Source organism: Microbacterium sp. M28 (assembly GCF_025836995.1).
Lineage (GTDB): Bacteria > Actinomycetota > Actinomycetes > Actinomycetales > Microbacteriaceae > Microbacterium.
The window spans coordinates 1,110,286-1,131,990 of the sequence record NZ_CP107546.1 but is presented as its reverse complement, the minus strand read 5'-3'; the positions used below and the strand labels follow the sequence as shown (position 1 = coordinate 1,131,990).

The 21,705-nt window shown below is 65.5% G+C and carries 20 protein-coding genes; 7 read left to right on the top strand and 13 right to left on the bottom strand.

Going from position 1 to position 21,705, the window contains the following annotated elements; translation table 11 throughout:
• Nucleotides 1-49: 49 nt before the first annotated feature.
• From OED01_RS05590 to OED01_RS05580, 3 genes are read left to right on the top strand one after another with little or no spacing between them, the layout of a single operon-like run.
• Nucleotides 50-1,960, top strand: a complete 1,911-nt coding sequence (locus tag OED01_RS05590; RefSeq protein WP_264157387.1) for a glycosyltransferase — start codon at nucleotides 50-52, stop codon at nucleotides 1,958-1,960.
• Complete coding sequence (locus tag OED01_RS05585; protein ID WP_264157386.1) at nucleotides 1,957-2,913, top strand: glycosyltransferase; 957 nt, start codon at nucleotides 1,957-1,959, stop codon at nucleotides 2,911-2,913. The genes OED01_RS05590 and OED01_RS05585 overlap by 4 nt, the downstream gene beginning before the upstream one ends.
• Nucleotides 2,913-3,509, top strand: a complete 597-nt coding sequence (locus OED01_RS05580) for a hypothetical protein (RefSeq protein ID WP_264157385.1) — start codon at nucleotides 2,913-2,915, stop codon at nucleotides 3,507-3,509. Before OED01_RS05585 ends, OED01_RS05580 begins: the two co-directional genes overlap by 1 nt.
• Nucleotides 3,510-3,517: 8 nt before the next feature.
• Here OED01_RS05580 and OED01_RS05575 read toward each other — a convergent pair whose 3' ends face one another.
• From OED01_RS05575 to glf, 3 genes are read right to left on the bottom strand one after another with little or no spacing between them, the layout of a single operon-like run.
• A complete protein-coding gene (locus OED01_RS05575) occupies nucleotides 3,518-4,252 on the bottom strand; it encodes an ABC transporter ATP-binding protein (protein WP_264157384.1) in 735 nt (244 codons plus the stop codon).
• Complete coding sequence (locus tag OED01_RS05570; RefSeq protein WP_264157383.1) at nucleotides 4,252-5,070, bottom strand: ABC transporter permease; 819 nt, start codon at nucleotides 5,068-5,070, stop codon at nucleotides 4,252-4,254. Before OED01_RS05570 ends, OED01_RS05575 begins: the two co-directional genes overlap by 1 nt.
• 10 nt (nucleotides 5,071-5,080) lie before the next feature.
• Nucleotides 5,081-6,217, bottom strand: coding sequence for a UDP-galactopyranose mutase (gene glf, locus OED01_RS05565; protein WP_264157382.1), 1,137 nt, complete (start codon nucleotides 6,215-6,217; stop codon nucleotides 5,081-5,083).
• A gap of 61 nt (nucleotides 6,218-6,278) precedes the next feature.
• Here glf and OED01_RS05560 point away from each other — a divergent pair, with 61 nt between their 5' ends.
• Together OED01_RS05560 and OED01_RS05555 are read left to right on the top strand one after the other, a co-directional pair.
• Complete coding sequence (locus OED01_RS05560) at nucleotides 6,279-6,707, top strand: GtrA family protein (protein ID WP_264157381.1); 429 nt, start codon at nucleotides 6,279-6,281, stop codon at nucleotides 6,705-6,707.
• Nucleotides 6,700-7,686 (top strand): glycosyltransferase family 2 protein, encoded by a 987-nt coding sequence (locus OED01_RS05555; protein WP_264157922.1) that lies wholly within the window; start codon nucleotides 6,700-6,702, stop codon nucleotides 7,684-7,686. The genes OED01_RS05560 and OED01_RS05555 overlap by 8 nt, the downstream gene beginning before the upstream one ends.
• Before the next feature lie 105 nt (nucleotides 7,687-7,791).
• On the opposite strand, the gene OED01_RS05550 is transcribed toward OED01_RS05555, so the two are convergent.
• The gene (locus OED01_RS05550) at nucleotides 7,792-9,093 is read right to left on the bottom strand and encodes a nucleotide sugar dehydrogenase (protein ID WP_264157380.1); all 1,302 of its coding nucleotides are present in this window, start codon (nucleotides 9,091-9,093) and stop codon (nucleotides 7,792-7,794) included.
• A gap of 50 nt (nucleotides 9,094-9,143) precedes the next feature.
• The gene (gene wecB, locus OED01_RS05545; RefSeq protein ID WP_264157379.1) at nucleotides 9,144-10,211 is read right to left on the bottom strand and encodes a non-hydrolyzing UDP-N-acetylglucosamine 2-epimerase; all 1,068 of its coding nucleotides are present in this window, start codon (nucleotides 10,209-10,211) and stop codon (nucleotides 9,144-9,146) included.
• Between the two features lie 85 nt (nucleotides 10,212-10,296).
• Between wecB and OED01_RS05540 the strand changes: the two genes are divergently transcribed.
• A complete protein-coding gene (locus OED01_RS05540; protein ID WP_264157378.1) occupies nucleotides 10,297-11,556 on the top strand; it encodes an ArnT family glycosyltransferase in 1,260 nt (419 codons plus the stop codon).
• Here OED01_RS05540 and OED01_RS05535 read toward each other — a convergent pair.
• Nucleotides 11,491-12,555 carry an acyltransferase gene (locus tag OED01_RS05535; protein WP_264157377.1) on the bottom strand — a complete coding sequence of 355 codons (1,065 nt, stop codon included), beginning with the start codon at nucleotides 12,553-12,555 and terminating at the stop codon, nucleotides 11,491-11,493. The genes OED01_RS05540 and OED01_RS05535 overlap by 66 nt on opposite strands.
• 107 nt (nucleotides 12,556-12,662) lie before the next feature.
• Between OED01_RS05535 and OED01_RS05530 the strand changes: the two genes are divergently transcribed.
• Nucleotides 12,663-13,772 carry a glycosyltransferase gene (locus OED01_RS05530; RefSeq protein ID WP_264157376.1) on the top strand — a complete coding sequence of 370 codons (1,110 nt, stop codon included), beginning with the start codon at nucleotides 12,663-12,665 and terminating at the stop codon, nucleotides 13,770-13,772.
• Here OED01_RS05530 and OED01_RS05525 read toward each other — a convergent pair.
• The 7 genes from OED01_RS05525 to OED01_RS05495 all read right to left on the bottom strand — a co-directional run bounded on the left by OED01_RS05525 (nucleotide 13,762) and on the right by OED01_RS05495 (nucleotide 21,633).
• The gene (locus OED01_RS05525; RefSeq protein WP_264157375.1) at nucleotides 13,762-14,835 is read right to left on the bottom strand and encodes a glycosyltransferase family A protein; all 1,074 of its coding nucleotides are present in this window, start codon (nucleotides 14,833-14,835) and stop codon (nucleotides 13,762-13,764) included. The genes OED01_RS05530 and OED01_RS05525 overlap by 11 nt on opposite strands.
• Entirely contained in the window at nucleotides 14,832-15,962 is a 1,131-nt protein-coding gene (locus OED01_RS05520) for a glycosyltransferase family protein (RefSeq protein ID WP_264157374.1), read from the bottom strand. Before OED01_RS05520 ends, OED01_RS05525 begins: the two co-directional genes overlap by 4 nt.
• Nucleotides 15,959-17,101 (bottom strand): glycosyltransferase family protein, encoded by a 1,143-nt coding sequence (locus OED01_RS05515; RefSeq protein ID WP_264157373.1) that lies wholly within the window; start codon nucleotides 17,099-17,101, stop codon nucleotides 15,959-15,961. Before OED01_RS05515 ends, OED01_RS05520 begins: the two co-directional genes overlap by 4 nt.
• 18 nt (nucleotides 17,102-17,119) lie before the next feature.
• Nucleotides 17,120-18,139, bottom strand: a complete 1,020-nt coding sequence (locus OED01_RS05510; RefSeq protein WP_413231608.1) for a glycosyltransferase family A protein — start codon at nucleotides 18,137-18,139, stop codon at nucleotides 17,120-17,122.
• 35 nt (nucleotides 18,140-18,174) lie between these two features.
• Nucleotides 18,175-19,953: an ABC transporter ATP-binding protein gene (locus OED01_RS05505; protein ID WP_264157371.1), complete on the bottom strand. Its 1,779-nt coding sequence runs from the start codon at nucleotides 19,951-19,953 to the stop codon at nucleotides 18,175-18,177.
• A 10-nt stretch (nucleotides 19,954-19,963) separates the two neighbouring features.
• A complete protein-coding gene (locus tag OED01_RS05500; protein WP_264157370.1) occupies nucleotides 19,964-20,824 on the bottom strand; it encodes a glycosyltransferase family protein in 861 nt (286 codons plus the stop codon).
• A gap of 362 nt (nucleotides 20,825-21,186) precedes the next feature.
• Nucleotides 21,187-21,633: an acyltransferase gene (locus OED01_RS05495; protein ID WP_264157369.1), complete on the bottom strand. Its 447-nt coding sequence runs from the start codon at nucleotides 21,631-21,633 to the stop codon at nucleotides 21,187-21,189.
• Nucleotides 21,634-21,705: the final 72 nt, after the last annotated feature.

Sequence of the window (21,705 nt, the reverse complement as noted above, 5' to 3'; positions counted from 1 at the left end):
AGCCGGCATCTCGTGTCGGCGCACGTCGCCCCACCCGGAGAGATCCCACGTGACCCACGTCCTGCAGAATGTCGTCTTCCCGCTCGACCGCGACCCCGACCTGCTGCCGCTGTACGCCGACCCCGAGACGTGGTCGACGATCGAGGGCGAAGCCGTCCGGGTGTCTTCCCGGGCGCACCTCGGCAACATCCTCGGCCGCACCCGCGCTCGCATCGTCGCAGGGCGACGTGTGTCGCTCGGCACGTACTTCAACGCCTTCCCCGCCTCGTACTGGCAGCACTGGACGAGCGTCAGGGATGTGCGCCTCACGGTGCACACCAACGGGCCGGCGACGATCCTCGTCTACCGTTCGAACGGTGCAGGTGTCCACCAGCGGGTGGCCACGCAGGAGGTCACCGGTGTCGCCACCACCAGTTTCGAGCTCTCGCTCACGCAGTTCAGCGACGGTGGCTGGATCTGGTTCGATGTCGTGGCCGACGAGAAGCACGCAGTCCTCGAGGGCGCGGAGTGGACCACCGAGCAGGAGCCCGCGCGCACCGGTAAGGCATCGATCGGCATCACCACGTACAACAAGCCGGACTACTGCGTCTCGACGTTGACCGCGCTCGCCGACGCGCCGGAAGTCCTCGAGCTCGTCGACCGGATCTTCCTCGTCGACCAGGGCACGCAGCTCGTCGCCGACGAGGACGGTTTCGACGCCGTCGCCGAGAGGCTCGGTGACGCGCTCGACGTCATCCGTCAGCCGAACCTCGGTGGATCGGGCGGATTCGCTCGGGCAATGCACGAGACGCTCCAGCGCCCGGAGAGCGACTTCGTCCAGCTCCTCGACGACGATGTCCGCATCGAACCGGAGTCGCTGCGCCGCTCGATCATGTTCGCCCGTTTCGCGACGAACCCGATCCTCGTCGGCGGGCACATGTTCGATCTGCTCGATCGCCCGAAGCTGCACGGCTGGGCGGAGGTCGTCGACGAGGTGCCCTTCATGTGGCGCAATCACTACCAGGACAAGATGCCGCACGACTTCGGCGCCGCCAATCTGCGTCAGACGCCTCTGTTGCACATGCGCATGGACGCGGACTACAACGGCTGGTGGATGTGCCTGATCCCGCTCGACGCCATCCGGGCGGTCGGCCTCTCGCTGCCCGCGTTCATCAAGTGGGATGACGCCGAGTTCTGCCTGCGGGCCGGAGAGGCAGGATTCCCCACTGTGTCGATGCCCGGTGTCGCGCTGTGGCACGTGTCCTGGGTGAACAAGGACGATTCGATCGACTGGCAGGCGTACTTCCATGCGCGGAACCGCATCGTCGCGGGGCTGCTGCATTCGAACACTCCGCGCGGAGGGCTGCTCATCCGGCACAGCCGACGTGTCGACCTCAAGCACCTGATGATGATGCAGTACTACCCCGTCGCCTTGCGCGCTCAGGCGCTGCGAGACGTCCTGGCCGGGCCCGACCATATGCGCCGCAATCTGGCCACGTCCATGCCGGCCGCGCGTGCACTCGCGGCGCAGCACCCCGAGACGATCGTGCACAAGGACCCGTCGACAGTGCTGCACTCGCGACGCGGCCGCCAGGTGTACAAGCAGCTGAAGAAGAACGAGTTCGACAGTCCCACCGGGCTGAAGCTGCGCTGGTTCACCCTGTCCACGCTCGTCTCGCACTGGGTGCACCGGCCGGACCCGGCCAACGTCGCTCAGCCCGAGGTCGAGTTCGGCAAGGGTGATGCGCACTGGTGGCGCCTGCCGCACTTCGACAGTGCGCTCGTGAGTGCGGCCGATGGGTCGGGAAAGAACATCTACACGCGTGATCGTGCCCGATTCCGTCGCATGCTCCTCGACTCGATCAGACTGCACCGCCAATTGCGCCGTCGCTGGCCCGAACTGCAGCAGCAGTACCGTGGGGCTCTCCCGGACCTGGTGTCCGACGCCTCCTGGCAGCAGATCTTCGAGGAGAAGGCATGACCTCCGCCGTGTTCGATCCGGCCACGGCGACGATCGTCATCGTCACGTTCAACCGCTCGCACCTCTTGACCGGCCTGCTGAACAGCATCGCCGGCATGGATCCGCAGCCCGGGCACGTCGTCATCATCGACAACGCCTCGTCGGATGACACCACGGAGGTCGTCGAGTCCTTCCGTCAGACGATCGGCACCGAGATCGTCTACCGCCGACTCGAGGAGAACACGGGCGGCTCCGGCGGATTCAGCGAGGGCATGCGTACGGCATACGAGCTCGGGTCCGAATGGATCTGGATGATGGATGACGACGTCGAGGTCGTCCCTGACGGTCTCGCCCGGATGGGCGCCTGGACGCCGAGGTTCAAGAGCATCCAGGGCCGACGCTTCGACTACGACGGCAGCGAGTTCTACTGGCAGTACAGGATCGCCGAGCGCATGGGCATCCCGATCCCCTTCGCGCCCGCCGGTTTCGACGCCACCGGCTTCAAGGAGATGAACAGCGGTTGCTTCGAAGGCATGTTCATCCATCGCTCGATCGTGCAGCAGATCGGCCTGCCCGATCCTCGGTTCTTCATCTACTGGGACGACCAGACGTACGGCTGGCTCGCTTCGCGCCGGACGACGGCGGTGATCGTGAACGAATTCGTTCTGCGCCGCACCAGGGAGATACGCCAGTGGGACATGGGCGTACGGCACCTGAACGCGTCGAGTAATGCGTACCGCTACTACATCATGCGCAACCGCGCCTTCATCAAGCAGTATTACCGCGCGAACGGGGTCTACAACCCCGTCCTGTTCGGGTTGGGCACCACCGCGACCTTCTTCAAGGAGCTGATCCGGCTCGTGTTCGTCGAACGCACTGTCCGCGGCACGAGCAATCTCTTCCGAGGCATCCGTGACGGCGGCCGGCTCGGCCGCGACCGGAGCTGGAAGCCGATGCCACCGCTGGAGGCGTGATGACCGACGGACAACAACCCGAGGTGCGCTGGGCTCCCCTGCCTCCGGCACCGAAGCGGCCCGGACGGGTGTGGTTGATCGTGGGGCTTTCTGCGTTCGCGCTCGCGATCGTCGTCGCATTCCTCGTGTTCGTCCTCCCGATCGGGTTCGCGCCCGAGCCCGGCCCGACTGCCACCCCCTCAGCGAGCAAGAGCCCGAGCCCTTCCCCCACTCAGACGCCCACGCCGACACCGACTTCGACAGCAGGTCCGACGCCGGTCCCCACGGCACCCCCGTCGCAGGACCCGGATGCCGAAGCGTTCGCCGCACGTGTCTCGCCGTGGCTCGATGACGCGGTGACCGGTTTGGAGATCGCCGCCGCGTCGAGTGGTGAGGATGCAGCGAGTGTCATCGAGCCGATGCGGCAGGATGCCGAGCGCCTGTCCGACACTCCTCCCCCGACGTCGATCGCGGCCGAGTGGTCGACGAGCGTCTCGACCTACCTCACATCGCTGAACGATCTGCAGCAGGCTTATCGCAGCGGAGCAGATGTCTCAGGCGCCGAGCGTGCGACCCTCGAAGCGCTGCAGAGCCTCCGCGATCTGGCCGGTCTGTGATCTGAGCCTCAGGCTGCGAAGTCAGCGTTGTAGCGATCGAGCACGTCGCCGATCGGCGCGTCCAGCACGAGTTCGCCCTTGTTCAGGTAGAGCCCGCGTGTGCAGAATCGGCGCAGGTCGCGCTCATTGTGGCTCACGAAGAACAGCGTGCGGCCTTCAGCGAGCAGCTCGTCGATCCGGGCATAGCACTTGTCGCGAAATCCTTTGTCGCCGACGGCGAGCACCTCATCGACGAGCAGGATCGGCTCGTCCAACTGCGAGACCACCGCGAAGGCGAGACGGACTTTCATACCGTTGGACAGATGCTTGTACGGTGTGTCCTCGAAGCCCTCGAGCTCCGAGAAGGCGATGATGCCCTCGTAGCGACGTGCGACCTCCGCGCGGGACATTCCATGCAGACCGGCGGTCATACGCACGTTCTCGCGGACTGTCAGATCGCCGACGAAGCCGCCGGTGAGCTCGATGAGCGGGGCGACTCCTCCGTTCACGCGTACCGAGCCCTCATCGGGCAGCAGGACGCCGGCGACGAGCCGAAGAAGCGTGGATTTGCCCTGTCCGTTGCGGCCGACGACACCGATCGACTCACCCGGCTGCACGTCGAATGACACGTTGCGAAGCGCCCAGAATTCGCCGGGACGCGATCGCCGGGATGCACCGGCGAAGATGTCCTTGAAGCTCCGTCTTCCCCGGCGGTTCCGCCGGAACCGGACACCCAGGTCCCGAACTTCGATCGCAGCGGCCATCACAGCTCCTTCAGCACGGGTCGCTCGAGCTTTCGGAACGCCCAGACGCCGAGGATCAGGATGCCGAAGCTCATGACGATGCTGACGACGACGGACACCGGTTCCCACTGGTCGGGGAAGAACGCCATACGGTAGAGGGTCATGATCCCGGCGAGCGGGTTGAACGCACCGAGCGTCTCGAAGACGCCCGGCAGGTCCTGGACGCCGTAGATGATGGGCGTCGCATAGAAGAGTGCGCGCAGTATGAGGGCTGTCGTTCGCTCGAGGTCGGTGTACAGAACGCACAGGGGGGCGACGAGCAGACCGAGACCGACCAGGAGCACGATCTGCAGCAGCATGGCCACGGGGAACCAGAGGATGCCCCAGCCGATGGTCACGGTCCTTGACGGATCCGTCTCCACCATCAGATTGATGACGATGAAGATCACGAGCACCGGCACGGAGAACAGGAACTCCAGCCCTTTGCTCAGCACGATCCTGTTCACCCAGATCGATCGCGGGATGTTCGTCGATCGGACCAGGCGGGAATCCTTCTTGAACGCCCGGGTGAAATCCGACACCGCCGCGTTGAACCACACCCACGGCAGCAATGCGCTGATGAGGAAGATGATGTACGGCTCGTCCCCGACCGTGCGCTTCATGACCTGCGTGAAGACGAACCAGTAGATCAGGCTCATGATCAACGGATCCAGCACAGACCACAGGTAGCCGAGGAGGCTCGTCGAGTAGCGGACCTTGAGGTCTCTCGCGGACAGCAGCCACAACGAATGCAGGTATCGCCGGGGCGTCCCCGGCGCCCCGACAGCAGCGTGACTCACGGTATCGAGTCTACGAGAGCTGGTTGTTCCACATCGACAGCGCCGAGCCGATGGCCATGTGCATGTCGAGGTACTGGTAAGTGCCGAGGCGCCCTCCGAAATGGACATCCTTCTCGCCCTTGGCCAGGTCGCGGTACGCCAGCAGCCCTGCACGATCGTCGGCGGTGTTCACCGGGTAGTACGGTTCGTCGGCGCGCTCGGCGAACCGCGAGAACTCGCGCATGATCACGGTGCGGTCCTGGGCGAAGACGTCCTTGCGCTCAGGGTGGAAATGCTTGAACTCGTGGATACGCGTATACGGGACATCCATGTCCGGGTAATTCATGACGCTCGTACCCTGGAAGTCGCCGATATCGAGCACTTCCTGCTCGAAGTCCAGCGTGCGCCAGCTCAGTGCCCCCTCCGTGTAGTCGAAGTAGCGGTCCACCGGACCGGTGTAGACGACCGGAACCTGACCGACCATGGCCTTCTTGTTCAGCGGCTGCGACTCGTCGAAGAAGTCGACGTTCAGCTTCACCTCGATGTTGGGGTGATCGGCCATGCGCTCGAGCCACGCGGTGTAGCCGTCCGTGGGCAGGCCCTCCCACGTGTCGTTGAAGTACCGGTTGTCGTAGGTGTAGCGCACCGGGAGACGGCTGATGATGTCGCCGGACAGTTTGTGCGGGTCGGTCTGCCACTGCTTTGCGGTGTAGTCCCGGAAGAACGCCTCGAACAGCGGACGGCCGACGAGGGCGATGCCCTTCTCCTCGAAGTTCGTCGCCGTAGCGACGTCGAACTCGCCGGCCTGCTCCTTGACGAGGGCCCGCGCCTCGGCGGGCGAATACGCAGCCTGGAAGAACTGGTTGATCGTGCCCAGGTTCACCGGCATCGGGAACACGACGTTCTTGTGGTTCGTGTACACGCGGTGCACGTAGTTCGTGAACGTGGTGAACCGGTTGACGTACTCCCACACCGTCGCATTCGACGTGTGGAAGAGGTGGGCGCCGTAGCGGTGCACCTCGATGCCGGTCTCCGGCTCGGCTTCGCTGTACGCGTTGCCTCCGATGTGGTGGCGGCGGTCGATGACGGTGACCTTGCGGCCCGCATTCGCAGCGCGCTCAGCAATGGTGAGGCCGAAGAAACCCGACCCGACGACGAGGAGATCCATGATTCCATCGTATCCGTGCCCACCGTCCGAGCCTGAGCACGCGATCTGAGAGACTAGAGCCATGCCGATTCGACTCCGCGACGCCGCACATCGTCTCTGGAGTCGGAGTGCCGTCCGTTATCTGCTGGTCGGCGGATTCTGTTTCGTCGTCGATGTAGCGCTGCTGTGGATCGCGCACGAGTTGCTCGGCATCCCTCTGTCCATCGCGACGCCGGTGGCGTTCCTCGTGTCGTTCGCGGTCACGTACACGATGCAGCGTGTTGTCGCGTTCGCATCCGACTCGCACGTCGTCCCCAGCGTCGCCCGCTACACCGCACTGGTCGCTTTCAACACGGTGGCGACGACCGGTATCGTCTGGCTCGTCGATCAGAGTGGCGCCGGCTGGTTCGCAGGGAAAGTGCTCGCCGTCGTCGCGACGACGATCTGGAACTACTTCGCCTATCGTTACTGGGTGTTCGTCAGCCCTTCGACTCGGAGCACCGATGTATAAGAACGCCGTCATCGCGGCCGTCGTCCCTGCCTACAAGGAAGAGCGGATGATCGGGCGTGTCATCGAGACGATGCCCTCCTTCGTCGATCACATCGTGATCGTCGACGACTGCAGCCCGGACGAGACCAGTGCAGCCGTGAAAGCCGTCGACGATCCGCGGGTCACCTTGATCCGGCACGAGGTCAACCTGGGCGTCGGGGGCGCGATCATCACCGCACATCGTGCGGCGCTGGAGCTCGGTGCTGATGTGAACGTCGTGATGGCGGGCGACGCGCAGATGAATCCTGCATATCTGCCAGATCTGCTCGACAAAGTCACCGACGAGGGGTTCGGTTTCGCGAAGGCCAATCGGTTCTACGGTCCGGAGTCCTTCCGCGGCATGCCGGGCTATCGCGTCTTCGGCAATGTTGTGCTGTCATTCATGAACAAACTCGCGTCCGGCTACTGGAACCTGTTCGACCCTCAGAACGGCTACACCGCGGTGCGCACCGAAGAGCTGCGGCGCGTGGATCTGGACCGGATCGCCAAACGGTACAGCTTCGAGAATGATCTGCTCATCAAACTCAACATCCTTCAGGTTTCCGCCACCGATGTGCCCATCCCGGCTGTGTACGGCGACGAGGTCTCCAGCATCAAACTGCGGAAAGTGATCCCCGAGTTGCTGAACCGGCTCACGGTCGGGTACTGGAGTCGGATCTGGTATCGATACGTCCTGTGGTCGTTCTCGCCTATCGCGCTGTTGCTCTTCCTCGGGCTTTTCCTTTTCATCGTCGGCGTCGGGATAAGCATCTGGGTGATGATCCAGATCGCCGGATCCGTGGTCGCCACCGCCGCGACGGTGATGCTCGCCGCGCTACCTCTGATGATAGGTATCCAGATGCTGATCAGCGCGCTGCAGCTGGACATCCAGGCCACGCCGTCGACGCCGACGCACGGTCCTTTCGTCGCACCCGCCGAGCGACCGACCACCACCCGGTAGCGCGCCCCGCGCCACCCGCGAGGAAGCACCGGTCCTTCGACGCGCGGGCTCTTCGTAGGTCGTGCTGCGCCTCGCCCAGCCCGGCGCGCGAGGCGCTGCCGCGTATCAGACCTGTCCGGCGGTGCCGACGACGATGCGCGGTGTGCCTGCCCACAGCCCAGCATCAGTGGCCGCCCGGCCGTCGACGAGGAGCTTGACGCCAGGGATCTGGGACGGCGCGAGGGTCCGGTAGTCGGCGTGGTCGGTCTGCAGCACCGCGATGTCCGCCGGTTCTCCCAGCTCGTACGGCTCGAATCCGAGCGCGCGCAGTTCGTCGTCGGTGTACAGCGGATCGTGCACTCGCACCTCGGCCCCACGGGTCTTCAGCGCCTCAACGGTCGGGAAGACTCCCGAGAACGCGGTCTCCTTGACGCCGCCGCGGTACGCAGCGCCGAGCACCACCGCGGTGAGTCCGGCCAAGGATCCCAGCGTCGTCTCCGCGCGGGCCACCAGTCGCTCAGGCATCGACGCGTTCAGTTCGCGAGCAGTCCGCACGATATCCGCGTCGGGGTCGGTCGACAGGTACAGCCGCGGGTACACCGGGATGCAGTGCCCGCCCACCGCGATGCCCGGGCGGTGGATATGACTGTAAGGCTGCGAGTTGCAGGCCTCGATGACCTTGTAGACATCGATTCCGTGCGCTGCCGCGAACAGGCCGAACTGGTTCGCGAGGCCGATGTTCACATCGCGGTACGTCGTCTCTGCGAGCTTGGCCATTTCGGATGCCTCGGTGGTCCCGAGGTCCCACACGCCGTTCGGGCGTGGCAGGTCGGGGCGCTCGTCGAACTGCAGCACCGCCTCGTAGAACTCCCGCGCCCGCCGATTGCCCTCCTCCGAGAGCGCACCGATGAGTTTCGGGTACTTGCGAAGATCCGCGAACACCCGGCCTGTGAGCACGCGCTCGGGCGAGTACACGACATGGAAGTCGGCGCCCTGGGTGAGACCGGACCCTGCCTCCAGCATCGGGGTGAATCGCGTGCGGGTCGTGCCGACGGGCAGGGTGGTTTCGTAGGAGACCAGCGTGCCGGGCGTCAGATGCGCCGCGAGCGAGTTCGTGGCCGCGTCCATATAGCGGAAGTCGGGTTCACCCGTCTGCTCGTCGACGAACACCGGCGCGACCAGCACGACCGCGTCCGCGCCGGGAACCGCATCGGCATAATCGGTCGTCGCCCGCAGGCGCCCCGCGGGGATGAGTTCGGTCAGCTTCTCCTGCAGATGCGCCTCGCCGGGGAAGGGCTCCACACCCGCGTTGACGGCGTCGACCGTGCCCTGATTGACATCGACCCCGATGACGTCATGACCAGAATCGGCGAACTGGACGGCAAGGGGAAGCCCGATCTTTCCGAGGGCGACGACGACAATACGCATGCTGCAATCCTAACGTGGGCGCCGATGCTCGAGGGCGGCCGCGCCTGCCCTCAGCGCGACGTCTGCGTCAACTCGGAGATCACACGCGCCGCTGCGGCGCCGTCACCGTACGGCGCGTCATCGGTCTCCGCGGGCGCCGGGCGCCGTACCGCGTCAGCGATTTCCTCTGCAGTACGCGCGAGAACATTCCATCCGAGCTCAATCGTCTCGACCCACTCCGTCTCCGTGCGCACGGTCGTGCAGGGCACCCGGAGAAGGAAGGCTTCCTTCTGCAGTCCGCCGGAATCCGTGACGATGCCCGCACTCGTGAGCGCTGCGGCGATCAGATCCCTGTACGCCAAGGGTTCGTGCACGACCAGCGACCCCTGGTTCAATGCGATCCCGTGTTCCGCAGCCTTCGCGACCACCCGGGGGTGAGCAAGAAGCACGACTGGGCGGTCGAGTCCCGCAAGGCCCGCGACAACCGCTGCCAGCTGCTCGGGGTCGTCGGTGTTCTCCGCTCGATGAATCGTCGCAACGTAGTATTCGCCGGTCTGCAGCGAGAGCTCCGACACCAGCGCGGGAACCGTGCCGGTGAGAGTGTCCCGCACCTGGTAGAGCACGTCGGTCATCACATCGCCGACGAGCACGGTCCGTTCGGCAAGTCCCTCCGAGGCGAGGTGGTCGACCGCGACCTTCGTCGGCGCCAGCAGCAGATCAGCGGCGTGGTCGGTCATGACGCGGTTGTGCTCCTCCGGCATGCGACGGTTGAAGCTGCGCAGGCCGGCCTCCAGATGCGCCACGGGGATGTGCATCTTCACTGCGCTGAGCGCCGCGGCCACGGTCGAGTTGGTGTCGCCGTAGACGAGCACCCAGTCCGGCGTCGTTTCGGCGAAGACATCATCCAGCGCCGCCAGCATCGCACCGGTCTGCTTCCCGTGAGAACCGCTGCCCACGCCGAGGTGGAAGTCCGGCGCGCCGATTCCGAGTTCCTCGAAGAACACGTCCGACAGCAGAGGATCATAGTGCTGGCCCGTGTGTACGATGACGTGCTCGACGCCAGCGGCCAGCGCCGCGTGGTGAATCGGAGCGAGCTTGACGAACTGTGGGCGCGCGCCCACGACTGAGACAATCTTCACGAGTTCGGAGTCTATCGGGTGCGCCGTTCGATACCGCTGAGTGCGCTGGTGGGCGCCGCGGTATGGCGTGCTAACTTGTCACGAAATGGAAACCCGACTCACCAAAGCGCCTCGACTCAGCCGACTCGCCGCGCCGCTGCTCGGATGGGGGCTGGTGGCTCTGACATTCGTTGCCAGCTATGCCGCGTTCGTCCGCTACCAGGTCTTCTTCTCGCCCGATTCTCGGTACTACCTGGCGATGGCCTTCCGCTTCAGCGGCGATTCCGCCGAAGTGGCAAGGGAGCGGACAGTCGAGTTCGCAGCTCAGTACAACGTTCCCGTACCACCGTTGGATCTGCTTTTCGGTTGGGGACTCGTCCAGCCCAGGGTTGTTCTGCCCACCATCGCGGCGCCGTTCGTGAAGCTCTTCGGGCCGTTCGGACTCGCGCTGACCACCCTTCTGATCACGATCGCGTTGGTCGTGACCATGACCGTTCTGCTCACGCGCCGCTATGGCTGGCTCCCGGGCGTTGCCACGGTCGTACTCGTCAACGGGAGCTTCTACCTGATGAGCTTCTTCGGAAGCATGCTCACCGAGTCCCTCTCGGCGCTGTGGACGGCACTGGCGTTGATCGCGGCCTGGCGATGGGTCCGCAGTCGCAACGTCTGGTGGCTGGTGATGGCGGGGGGTGTGACCGTACTGAGTGCGTTCACGCGTCAGGCAACGCTGATCGTCGCGGGCGCGTTCATCGTCGCGTGGGTTCTCGGCTCGCTCGTGGAAAGACGCAACAGCGCGTGGATGTGGCCGGCGATCGTCGTCACGGTCGCTTCGCTCGGGTCGCAGTTCGCACAGATGCTGATCTTCCCCTCGTTCTCGCAGTTGGACCAGTTCTTGCGTCAAGCCGGGGCCGACAACCTGGGCGGGGCGTTGCTCGCTGTCCCCCGCATGGTCTGGAACATCCTGTACAACGATGTGCATTCGATGCTGCGCTATGACCGCATCCTGCTGTTCATCGTCGCGATCGCCGTGATCGGCATGGTGATCTGGTGGCGGCGTGTCGAGTCGCATCTGCTGCTCGGCGCGATTCTGGCCACCGGTCTCTACAACGTGACGAACGGTACGCCGACGCAGTTCCGCTATGCGACACCGGGCGTCATCTTCTTCATTGTCGTCGTGTGTCTCGCCTTCAACAGGCTCGCCGCGTATGCACGACAGCGCATGGCCACGACGGCCGCGGAGCTCGCCCTCTCGGATTCCGCTGCTGGTGCCGTGCCCGAACGCGAGCCGGTCCTCGCCGTCCTAGAAGAGACGCCGGAGATAAGGGATCCGGCGCGCGACGAGCGAGATCGCGAACGACGCGATTAGGAGCACCACGAGCATGAAGAAGGCGACGAGGAACGACGAGCTCTGAGCCTCGGCCAGCGCCGGCCAGAGGAGGCGCATCAGCAGCATCAGCACGAAGTGCACGAGGAAGACGCCGAACGACGCGTCACTCAGCGCGCGCACCACGGCGAGCACACGGTTGCTCGTACGCACACCAGAGAGCAACGACTGCACCGCCAGGAAGAGGCAGACGACGGCGATCGAGGTCAGCAACGTCGGGTACCCCAGCGGGATGAGAGCGCGGAGGAACGATCCAGGTGCCGCCAGTCCCGCCTCGAGAACGACCGCGGCGATCGCGGCGAGAGATCCGATCACCGCGATCGCGCGTCGTCCGCCACTCAGGACGACGCCGTGGAGCGCGATACCCGCGACGAAGAAGCCCACATACGGCACCCACTGAGTGAATGCGGTCAGAACCACACTGCGCGGGTGCCCGGCCCAGGTGAGCAGCGAGGCGCTGGTATAGGTGGCGATCGTGAGCGCCATGACAACCGCCGCCATCACCACCGCGCGTGAGCGTCCTCCCTGCGCGAGGAAGGGAGCCAGGACGGGCGCGACCGCGTACAACCCGACGATCAACCAGAGGAAATAAAGATGCGTGTAGGTCGTGCCATCGGCGAACAGCGCGATCACTCCCCCGACCGACAGCTGCTGTCCGGAGATCGCCATGCGCGCGACCAGGATGTAGAAGAGCTGCCAGAAGATGAATGCCGGGCCGAGCCGGAGAAGCCGTCGACGATAGAAGGCCGCTGGCCCTTCGGCATGAGCCCGCGGCGAGAGAAGGAGCGCCCCGCTCACCATCACGAACATCGGCACCACCCAGACGTTGCCCGCGTCGAAGATCAGCGCTCCCCACCAACCGAGCTCACCGCGCCGTGCCTCATTCGTCATCAAGCCGCCGAACACGTGGATCGACACCACACCGCACACGGCCACGACGCGTAGGACGTCCAGATAGAGATGGCGACCTGCGGCTGTCACCGTCGTCGACGGTGGCAAGGGGGAGGCATCAGGACGTCTCGAGGAGGCTGGCACCGCGCCAGTGTAGTTCAGCCTCGACGTCACTGCGCGCTTGATAGGCTGAGCCGATGCGCGTGCTTCTCGTCACCACGTGGTACCCGACCGCCCTGGCCCCCGGCTCCGGCGTGTTCGTGCGGAAGGACGCCGAGCTGCTCGCGACGCGGCATGATGTTCACGTCATCCACCTCGCGGCCCCGGACCTGCTCTCGGAAGCCGATGACCGCACTGAGCACGGCACGGTCCGCGTGACGCGGATCCCGATGCGGACGTCCAGACCTGGCGACTGGCTCAGAGCAGGGAGGCAGCTGAGCCTTCACCTGTCTCACGCCGACGTTCTGCATACTCAGGCGTTCAGCACCTTGCTGGCGCTCATCGGCAGACGGGTATCCCGACCGTGGGTGCACACGGAGCACTGGTCCGCATTGTCGAACCCCGAGACCGTCGCCGCCTCGGCGCGTCCACTGCTCGCGCTCTTCACCCGACTCCTGCGGCGCCCGGATGTCGTGACCGCAGTCTGCGAGTATCTCGCCGCGCCCGTGCGCCGTGTCCGGCGTGGCACGACGAGCATCGTGCCTTGCATTGTTCCGCCCGCGTCGACTGTCGTGCCGCCGCCCGGCGTTCCCGGCGCTCCCACGCTGGTCGCGGTCGGCGGCCTCCTCGACCGGAAGGACCCTCTCTGCGCGGTCGAAGCTCTCGCGCTCGTGCGCCGTAGTCACCCTGACGCGGTACTCCGCTGGGTCGGTGACGGTCCGCTGCGCGAACAGGTGCACGCGCGAGCCGCCGAGCTCGGCATGAGTGGCGCAGTGACGGTCACGGGGGTGCGCGACATGGCGGGCGTCATCGACGAACTGCAGCGCGGCGATGTGTTCCTTTTGCCGACCAAGGGGGAGAATTTCTGCGTGTCGGCTGCCGAGGCGATCGTGAACGGCCGGATCGCCGTGGTGGGCGCGAATGGCGGTCAGGCCGAGTACATCGACGACCGCAACGGTCGCCTCGTGCATGAGCAGGTCCCGCACGCTTACGCCCAGGCAGTGCTCGAGGTGCTCGGGCGCCCCCAGCTGCCTGCGGCTGACATCGCAGCGACGATCGGTGATCGGTTCGCGCCGGCGCAGGTGATGCGCGGATATGAAGCTGCCTACGCCGCGGCGTCGCGCGCGCGCGGCAGCATCATCCCCTGAGCCTCGCGAGAGTCGAGGCTGACAGGAAGCGCAGCGGCGCGTCAGTGCGCAGCAGATCCCGCGATCGCGATGGGATCAACGCCCCTGGCCGGAGGTACGAGCCTCGGCGCAGCGCCGCCATGCCGATTCTCTCCGGGTCGACCTCTGGCGCCAGCAGCGCGTCCAAGAAGGCGTCGTCGAGACGGGAGAGCGAACGACGCATCCCGGGAGCAGCCTCGGCCAGCCGCGCCGCGGCCTCTGCGACCGCGAGCGCGTCGGTGCCCTGCCATCCGGCCGCGGCTCCTCGACGTGCCGATCCCGAGAGGTGCACACGCAAGACCTTGGCTCCGATGCTGCTGCGCTCATCCTCGCCGATCCTCCGCCACACCGGTGCCTCCAGCAGCGGCCCGATGAACGCCAGTTCTTCCTCCAACGGCCGCGGCTTCGCCGTGGTCCGGTCGACGGCGTCCGATCCGACGTGATATGCCGCTCGCCAGGGAGCCCGAGCGACTCGCGCTCCGCTGAACCACAACGCGATGCTGGGTACGATGTCCTCGCCAACGGCGAGGCCGAGTGTGGGCGATGCGGCATCGGCCAAGCCGCTCGCGAGCAAACCCATCGTGGAGGTGCGATACGCGAGGCGGTCGCGTACCGGATCGAGCACCCAGCGCCATGCGCGACGCGGCGGAGTCGGATAGCCGCCGCGGACTGCATCCTCGGTCATCCGCGGAATGATGATGTCCGCCCGGTGGCGTCGCGCCGTCTCCAACCATGCATCGATCGCGCCAGGGGCGAGATGATCGTCAGAGTCGATCTTCGTGAAGTACGGTGCAGAGACTCTCCCGAGTCCCTCTCTCAGCGGGCCGGCGGGTGACCGCGTCCCGTCCCGGAACGCAATGACCTCGACGCGCTCATCCGCGATCCACTCCCCCAGCGCTTCGTGGATCCCCTCCACCGGCGTGTTGTGCGCGATGACGAGAATGCGCACCGGAGCCTTCGTATGCGGGAGCACCGACGCGACGAGCCGACGGACCGGACGCGTCGGGCTGTGCACGGGGACGAGGACGTCTACGAGCGGGGTCATTTCGCCGCGATCTTTCCGATCGCGTCGGACCAGGCTTGGGTCTGCGACTGCGCCGACAGCTCATGTGCTACCGCATGCGAGCGCTGCTTCCACTCCACGACTTCTTCGCGCGTCAGACCAGCCAGAACCGCGGCCAGCGCATCAGCGCCGAAGTCTTTCGCGATCGCGCCGAACCCGCGACTCTCGAGGAGGGCTACCATTTCCGGCGATGGTCCGATGACGACACCGAGGCGCGCTTGGACGTACTCGAAGAACTTGTTCGGAAGGGCCCAGGTGTTGTTGAAGTTCGTCGGTGCGAGCACGTGCAAGCCCACGTCGTACCTGTGCAAAGTCGGGATCAGCTCGGCGAACGGTACTGGCGCCAGCACTCGTACGCCTTCGACGTCTGCGGATCGATCCGTCAGTTCGGCGAGGTATCCGGCGTCATTCGGCGCAAGATACAGGTCGAGGGTCGGCCGTTGCGATTGCGGAAGTGCGGCGACCGCGTCGATGAGAACCTCGAGCCGCCGGTTGCGCAGCGCCGCACCGGCATGTACCAGGCGGATCGTATCTCCGACAGGCTGCGGCTCGAGCTCGACGAAGGGCGGCGCGTTCATGACGACGGCCGGCGTGAATCCGAAGTCCTTCGTGTATCGCCGCGCGATGGACGGACCGACGGTCGACGTCGATGCTGCCCTGCTCGCGAACGTGCGCAACTGCCAACGCATGAAAGGTGCCACGAACAAGCGGAACCTGAGCAGCTCGGTGTTCTGCAACGGAGCGAACTCGTGAAGGTCGGCGTGCAGACCACGCGTCGGTTGCAGCTCCAGTCCGATGCCGACGGCATCGAGGTCGTTCGCGAGGACGATATCGTACGCGCCGACCCGCACGTGATCACGCACCCAGGAGACGACGGGGTTGGTCCGGTATGCGCGGCGGAACTGACGCATGATCACCAGCGCGCGCGGATAGCGCCAATACACCCTGTCATCAGGGATCCTGTGATGTCCGACGACCCCGTCCGGCGCGGGGCCGTACCCGCAGGTCGTCACGTCGTAGTCCTCTCGCAGCAGATCGATCTGCTTCAGCACGCGTGGATCGGAGACGAGCGTCGAGAAGGACATCACCAGGATGGACTGCCTCGTCATCGTTTGCCCTCCGCCGCAGCCGCCAGGCGCCGGATGGCGTGCCCCCAGACAGGGAGCTGCGACTGCGCGGACAAGCTGACCGCATTCTCGTGGGCAGCCTGCTTCCACGCGAGCACCCTCTCTGGCGTGAGTGCGTCGACGACGGCTGAGAGGTGCTCCGCGGTGAACCCTTCGGTGACCGCTCCGAAACCGAGCTCTCGGACATAGCGCGCCATCTCCGGCGACGGACCGACGATCACGCCGAGTCGCGCCTGAGCGTACTCGAAGAGCTTGTTGGGCAACGCCGCGGCATTGTTGAAGTTCGTGGGCGGCAGCACATGGACTCCCACGTCGTACGCATTCAACGTACGGATCAGCTCAGCGTACGGAAGCGGGTCGTGCACCGTCACATTCGTCATCCGTGCTGCACGTTCGCGCAGTTCTGCGAGGAATGCCGGGTCGTTCGGTGTCAAGTAGAAATCGAGAGAAACGTCTGCGCTCGTCCGTTCCATGGCATCGAGGAGGATCTCGAGCCTACGATTGCGCAGACAGGCTCCACTGTGCACGATGCGAATGGGCTGATGCACAGGACCAGGTGTGAAGTCGGACAGCGGTGCAGCGTTCGTGACGAGCTCCGGACGAAAGCCGAACTTCTCTTCATAGGTGTCCACGATCGCGGGGCTCACGGTCGTCCACGACTGCGCCTTGGTCACGTAGCGACGCGCGACCCATTCCCAGAACGGCCGGATCCGGCGGTCCCACTCGGGAAACTCCTCTTTCAGCTTCGGGGTGTACTCGTGCAGATCCGCATGCACACCTCCGCGAGGTCGCAGCGACAGTGCCAGCGGCACAGCTTCCATCTCGTTCGCGAGGATGACATCGAAAGTGCCGATGGGCAACCGAGTGCGCGCCCACCGCACAGCCGAAAGGTTCCAGTAGGCGCGACGATAGAGGTGGAGGGTGATGAGGCGACCGTTGAGATCCTGGAAGTCCTCCGAGGCGGGAACCTCGATGTGTGCTGCCGCACCGTCCGGCGCCGCGCCATAGCCAAGGGTCGTCACTTCGTAGTCGTCTCGCAGCAATCCGATCTGCTTGAGGATTCGAGCATCCGAGCGCAGCGGGGAGAAGGAGATCAGCAGAAGTGAGGGACGTGTCGTCATGAGCGTTGTTCCGATCGTTCAGCGCGGTAGGCGATACCGGAGGTATCGGCGCAATGTCGATTCCCGGTGCAGCGTACCGGCGATAGTGGGAGCGAAAAGGCGATCGTCACGCGACCCCTGATCGACCAGTCGGCTCGCGTCCGCCAGATTGCCGTGACGAATCGCCTCGATGACGCGGGCATCGCTTCGGCTGAATGGCAGCTGCCAGCCGGTGGCCTTCTCGTCCAGCACGGCGATCAGCTGCGCGGCACTGCTCGCGTCCGCATCGTTGCGCACCGACGATTGCCTCACCGCCGCCAGCACGTGCACCCGGACGAGCTTGATCGCGATCGCACGACGCTCCGCACTCGAGCGTTCCTCGAACCATGCCGACTGCACGACCCTCAGGGAGGGCTCAAGCAGCTGAGCGATGGACCGTGCGATACCTGTCGTCCGGTCAGCCGCGTCGGCGTGCACGAGGTATGCGGGCGCGTCCGCTGCGAATTCGATCCGATCGGCTCCGAACCAGAGCCTCAGCCCGTAATCGAGATCCTCGCCAGAGCTCAGATCCTCGGTGTATCGCGCGCCGAGCGCGTCACCCAGATCCCGCCGGATCAGGCCGAACGGTGCCGTGCGATACGAGAGCCGATCGGACACCGGTGACAACCGCCCGCGCCGGAAGGGACGGGTCAGCGGCGCCTTCGTCACGGGTCCGCCTGCTGGACGCAGCGGCGCGATGACGATCTGCGCATCGCGGGCTCGGGCGACGGCCATCCATGCGTCCACAGCTCCGGGCTCGAACTCGTCGTCCGAGTCGAGACGGGACACGTAAGTGCCGGTCGCGGCCGAGATGCCCATGTTCACGGGAAGCGCCGGCGACGGGAACGGAGCGTCACAGGGCAGCAGACGAACTCGGTCTCCTCCGATACCGTCGAGCTCCGCCGCGATCGCCTCGACGGCGACACCGTGGCAGATGACGCTGGCCCGGACGTCCGTCCGTTCAAGCCCTCGGAACACGCTCGCGACTGCTCGGCGGACAGGACGTCCCACCGAATGCACCGGAATGATGACATCGACGTCCGGTACACCGGCCGTCACAGAAGTCCCGCCAACTGCGCCTGATGCGCGAACTCGGGCTCGGCAGCGATCACCTCGTCGAACCGCCCACGCGACTTGACCATTCCGTCACGCATGAACCAGACCTCGTCACTATCGCGAATCGTCGAGAGGCGATGCGCCACCGAAATCACGGTGATCTCTCCCTCGAGTTCGCGTATGGAGGCCGTCACGTCGGCCTCCGTGCGGGTATCCAGTGCACTCGTCGCCTCATCGAGCACGAGCACGAGCGGATCGGCATAGAGCGCTCTGGCGATACCGAGACGCTGACGCTGACCGCCGGACAACCGCATGCCACGGTCGCCGACCTTCTCGTAGATGCCTTCCGGTCGGCTCTCCACGACCTCCAGCAGATGCGCCCGACGCAATGCGTCGCGCACGCGCTGCTCGTCAGCATCCTCCCCCCACGACAGTGCGACGTTCTGTGCGATCGTGCCGTCGAACAACGCCACATCCTGAGGCACATAGCCGACTCGGGATCTCCAACTGGCGAGCACGTCCGTCAGAGCCTGATCACCGAGCGAGATCCTCCCGGTCGTCGGTTCCATGAGCCCGAGCAGCAGGTCGATCAAGGACGACTTGCCCGCTCCTGATGCGCCCACGATGCCGAGGGTAGATCCGATCGGAACGACGGCTGAGATTCCACGCAGCGCGGGCTCGGTGGCTCCCGGGTAGGTCAGGGAGACATTGTCCAGGATCAGTTCCCGTGGGTTGCCGACGATCGGCTCATGGCCGATGACCTCGGCACGGGCCACATAGCCCTCGGCGAGCTTGATGTCGTTTATCACCGACGTCACGTGCGGGATGTTCGCCGACATCTGGTTGACGAGCCCTTGGAAGCTGGTGAGCGAGGGGACCAGACGGAAGCCGGCCACCGCGAAGAGCGAGATCGCCGACACCGCATGCGCCGGTCCGCCGACGACGAGCGCCGCGCCCCCGACGAGAAGGAAGCCGCCGACCAGCGCCGCATCGAGCACGAACTTCGGCACCGCGGAGATGAAGCTCATGTTCGCGCGTGCGCGCGACGTCACCTTCCGGGTCTCGTGCACAACAGCGGCGACCTCACCGGCCTTGTTGCGCAACGTCACCTCTTTCAGAGCCGAGACCATGTCGGTCATGAGACTGGCGACGCGGAACGAGTAATCGCGATTGACCCGGCCAGCCGTCACCGTGCGCTGCGAGAGCACGAAGTAGAGCAGCACCGAGATCAGGCCCAGGTACGCGATGGTGACCAGAGCGGTGATCGGTTGAACGACGAGGATCACCGCGAGCACGGCGAGCGCGGTCGTCAGCAGTGCGGGAAGCGTCATGAAGGGCAGCAGGAATCCGGCCGTGACGTTCGCGATGCCGACATCGGCCAGGCGAACCAGTTGGGACGTGTTTCGTTTGAGACGCTCCGTCCACGGGGCCTGAATGTACGCGGCGAACAGCCGGTCGCCGATCTCCAACTCGAACGTCGCCATGCGCCTGGTCGACACCCATTGCAGCAGGATGTTCAACGTGGACTTGATGATGATCAGCAATGACACCGTCAAGATGATCCACAGGTACCCCGAGGGTGGGATCTGACCGATGACCGGCAGGTTGACGTCGTTTCCCGCGACCATCGCGGTCAGGGAGGCGGCGAGCAGCATCAGAGCAGCGACGTCGAGCACCGCGAGCGAAGACGAGAAGAAAATATAGGTCCAGATGAACTTCCGCGCACGTTCTGGCAAATAGGGCAGCACGTCGCGGAATGTACGGAAGATGCGTTTCACGCCTCGCCAATCACTTCGGGGTCGTCCAAGATTCTCCCATATCCCCGCCCGCGATTGCCGGGCGGGTGCTCAGGAACGGCGCCATCGCTGCAGCCGCCGCCGTGCCGTCGTGAAGCCGCCGGACGAACTCGGGGCCATCGACAAGTGCATCCGCAAGCGCGCTGCTCCGTTCCCGCGCGAACCCTGCGAGGACCCCACCCAATGTCTCCGGCGTCGCCTCGACGATCGGCAGCGGCATTCCGGCAGCCGCCTCGGCGCGAGCCCGGACGTCGGGGGCGACATGCGCCACGACGATGCGTCCTGCCGCCATCGCCTCACAGGCAGCGACTCCATAGGAGCCGAGCGCGAACTGATCGACGACGACGTCAGCAGATCCGACGCGCGCGGGCATTTCCTGGGGCAGCACCCCGGCGGGGAGGTCCAGATCGATCGTGCCTCGGGAGGCGAGTTCACGGAGGACAGGCAGGATGGACGAAGTTCCCTTTGCCGCCGCGCTGCTCGGCGCGTGCAGCACTCGGAGGCGGTCTCGTGCAGGCGCTGCGCCCACCGCCCAACGATCCATGTCGACCACAACCGGCAACCACGTGGCCTCGGGGAAGTCGCGCAGCAGATCCGGCGTCGACACGTAGTGCACGTGTGCGGCCCCATCAATCTGATCGAAGGCTCGCCGGTTGCGCTGATACGCGGGCATTGCGCTGCGCAGGAACTCGGCTTGCGCGTAGGGGCTGAGGGCTTCACGTTCGCGGTGCCTGGTCGGATCGCGCAGGTCGGTGCCGTGGGCGAGCGACGCGACGCGGATGCCCTTGCTCCGAAGCGCTTCGATCTCGGCCACGACATCGCCATCGAACTCGCGGCCGAACATCGGACGCATCGACTCGAAGATGACGTGGGTGAAAGAGCTCGATACGGCCGCGAACTGTGCTCTCCCCCAGCGTGCCGAGCGCGCGGCGACCGCGACCGGGACGACATCGTCGGCGCGGAAGTGCAACCCGGCAGGGCGCACCTCCATGTTCTTCGCTCCGACACCGGTGAGCCGCTCAGCCGCGCGCGCCCACATCCACCCCTGTCCTGCATAGTTCGCCGGACCGATCAGCAACCGAATCGGAGTCCGGGGCGCTCCCGTCGGCGCTGGCACATCATCGGCACCGTACCCCTGCATCCGGCTCATCCAACGCTCGCGCAGGCCGTCAGGCAAGGAGAGGAACGCGCGGACGAAGAATGCGCGGGAGAGACTCATTTCGTCGCGGGCTCGGTGAAGCGGCGCGCGCCGTCCGGGATGACGCGTGCGGGAACCCCGACCAGAAGGCTGTACGGCGGGGCGCTGGTCCCCTCGCGCACCACGGCGTTCGCGCCGACGACGCAGTGATCACCGATATCACAGCCCATCAGGACGACCGCATTCGCTCCGATGTGGACGTTGCGTCCGATACGGGTCGCCGAACGCTCGATTCCGAGCGCCCGGTCGGTGACGCATCGTCGCACAGTGGAGTGCGTGTAGATATGAGCACCGGCAGCGATATCGCAGCCGTGCCCGATCGTGAGACCGCCGCTGCCGTCGATGACAGTGAATGCGCCGATCCACACATCATCCTCGATCTGCGGCGTGCCGACGATCCACGCGAGAGGGTTGTACGGGTTCGCCGGCAGCCCAGCCTGCCCGCTCGAAGAAGCGTCTCCCATCCGTACCGCCTTGCCTTCCTTGTGAGGTCCGACTGTTAGTGTCGCATGGGAGCCTCGCTCTCGCCCGTCCGC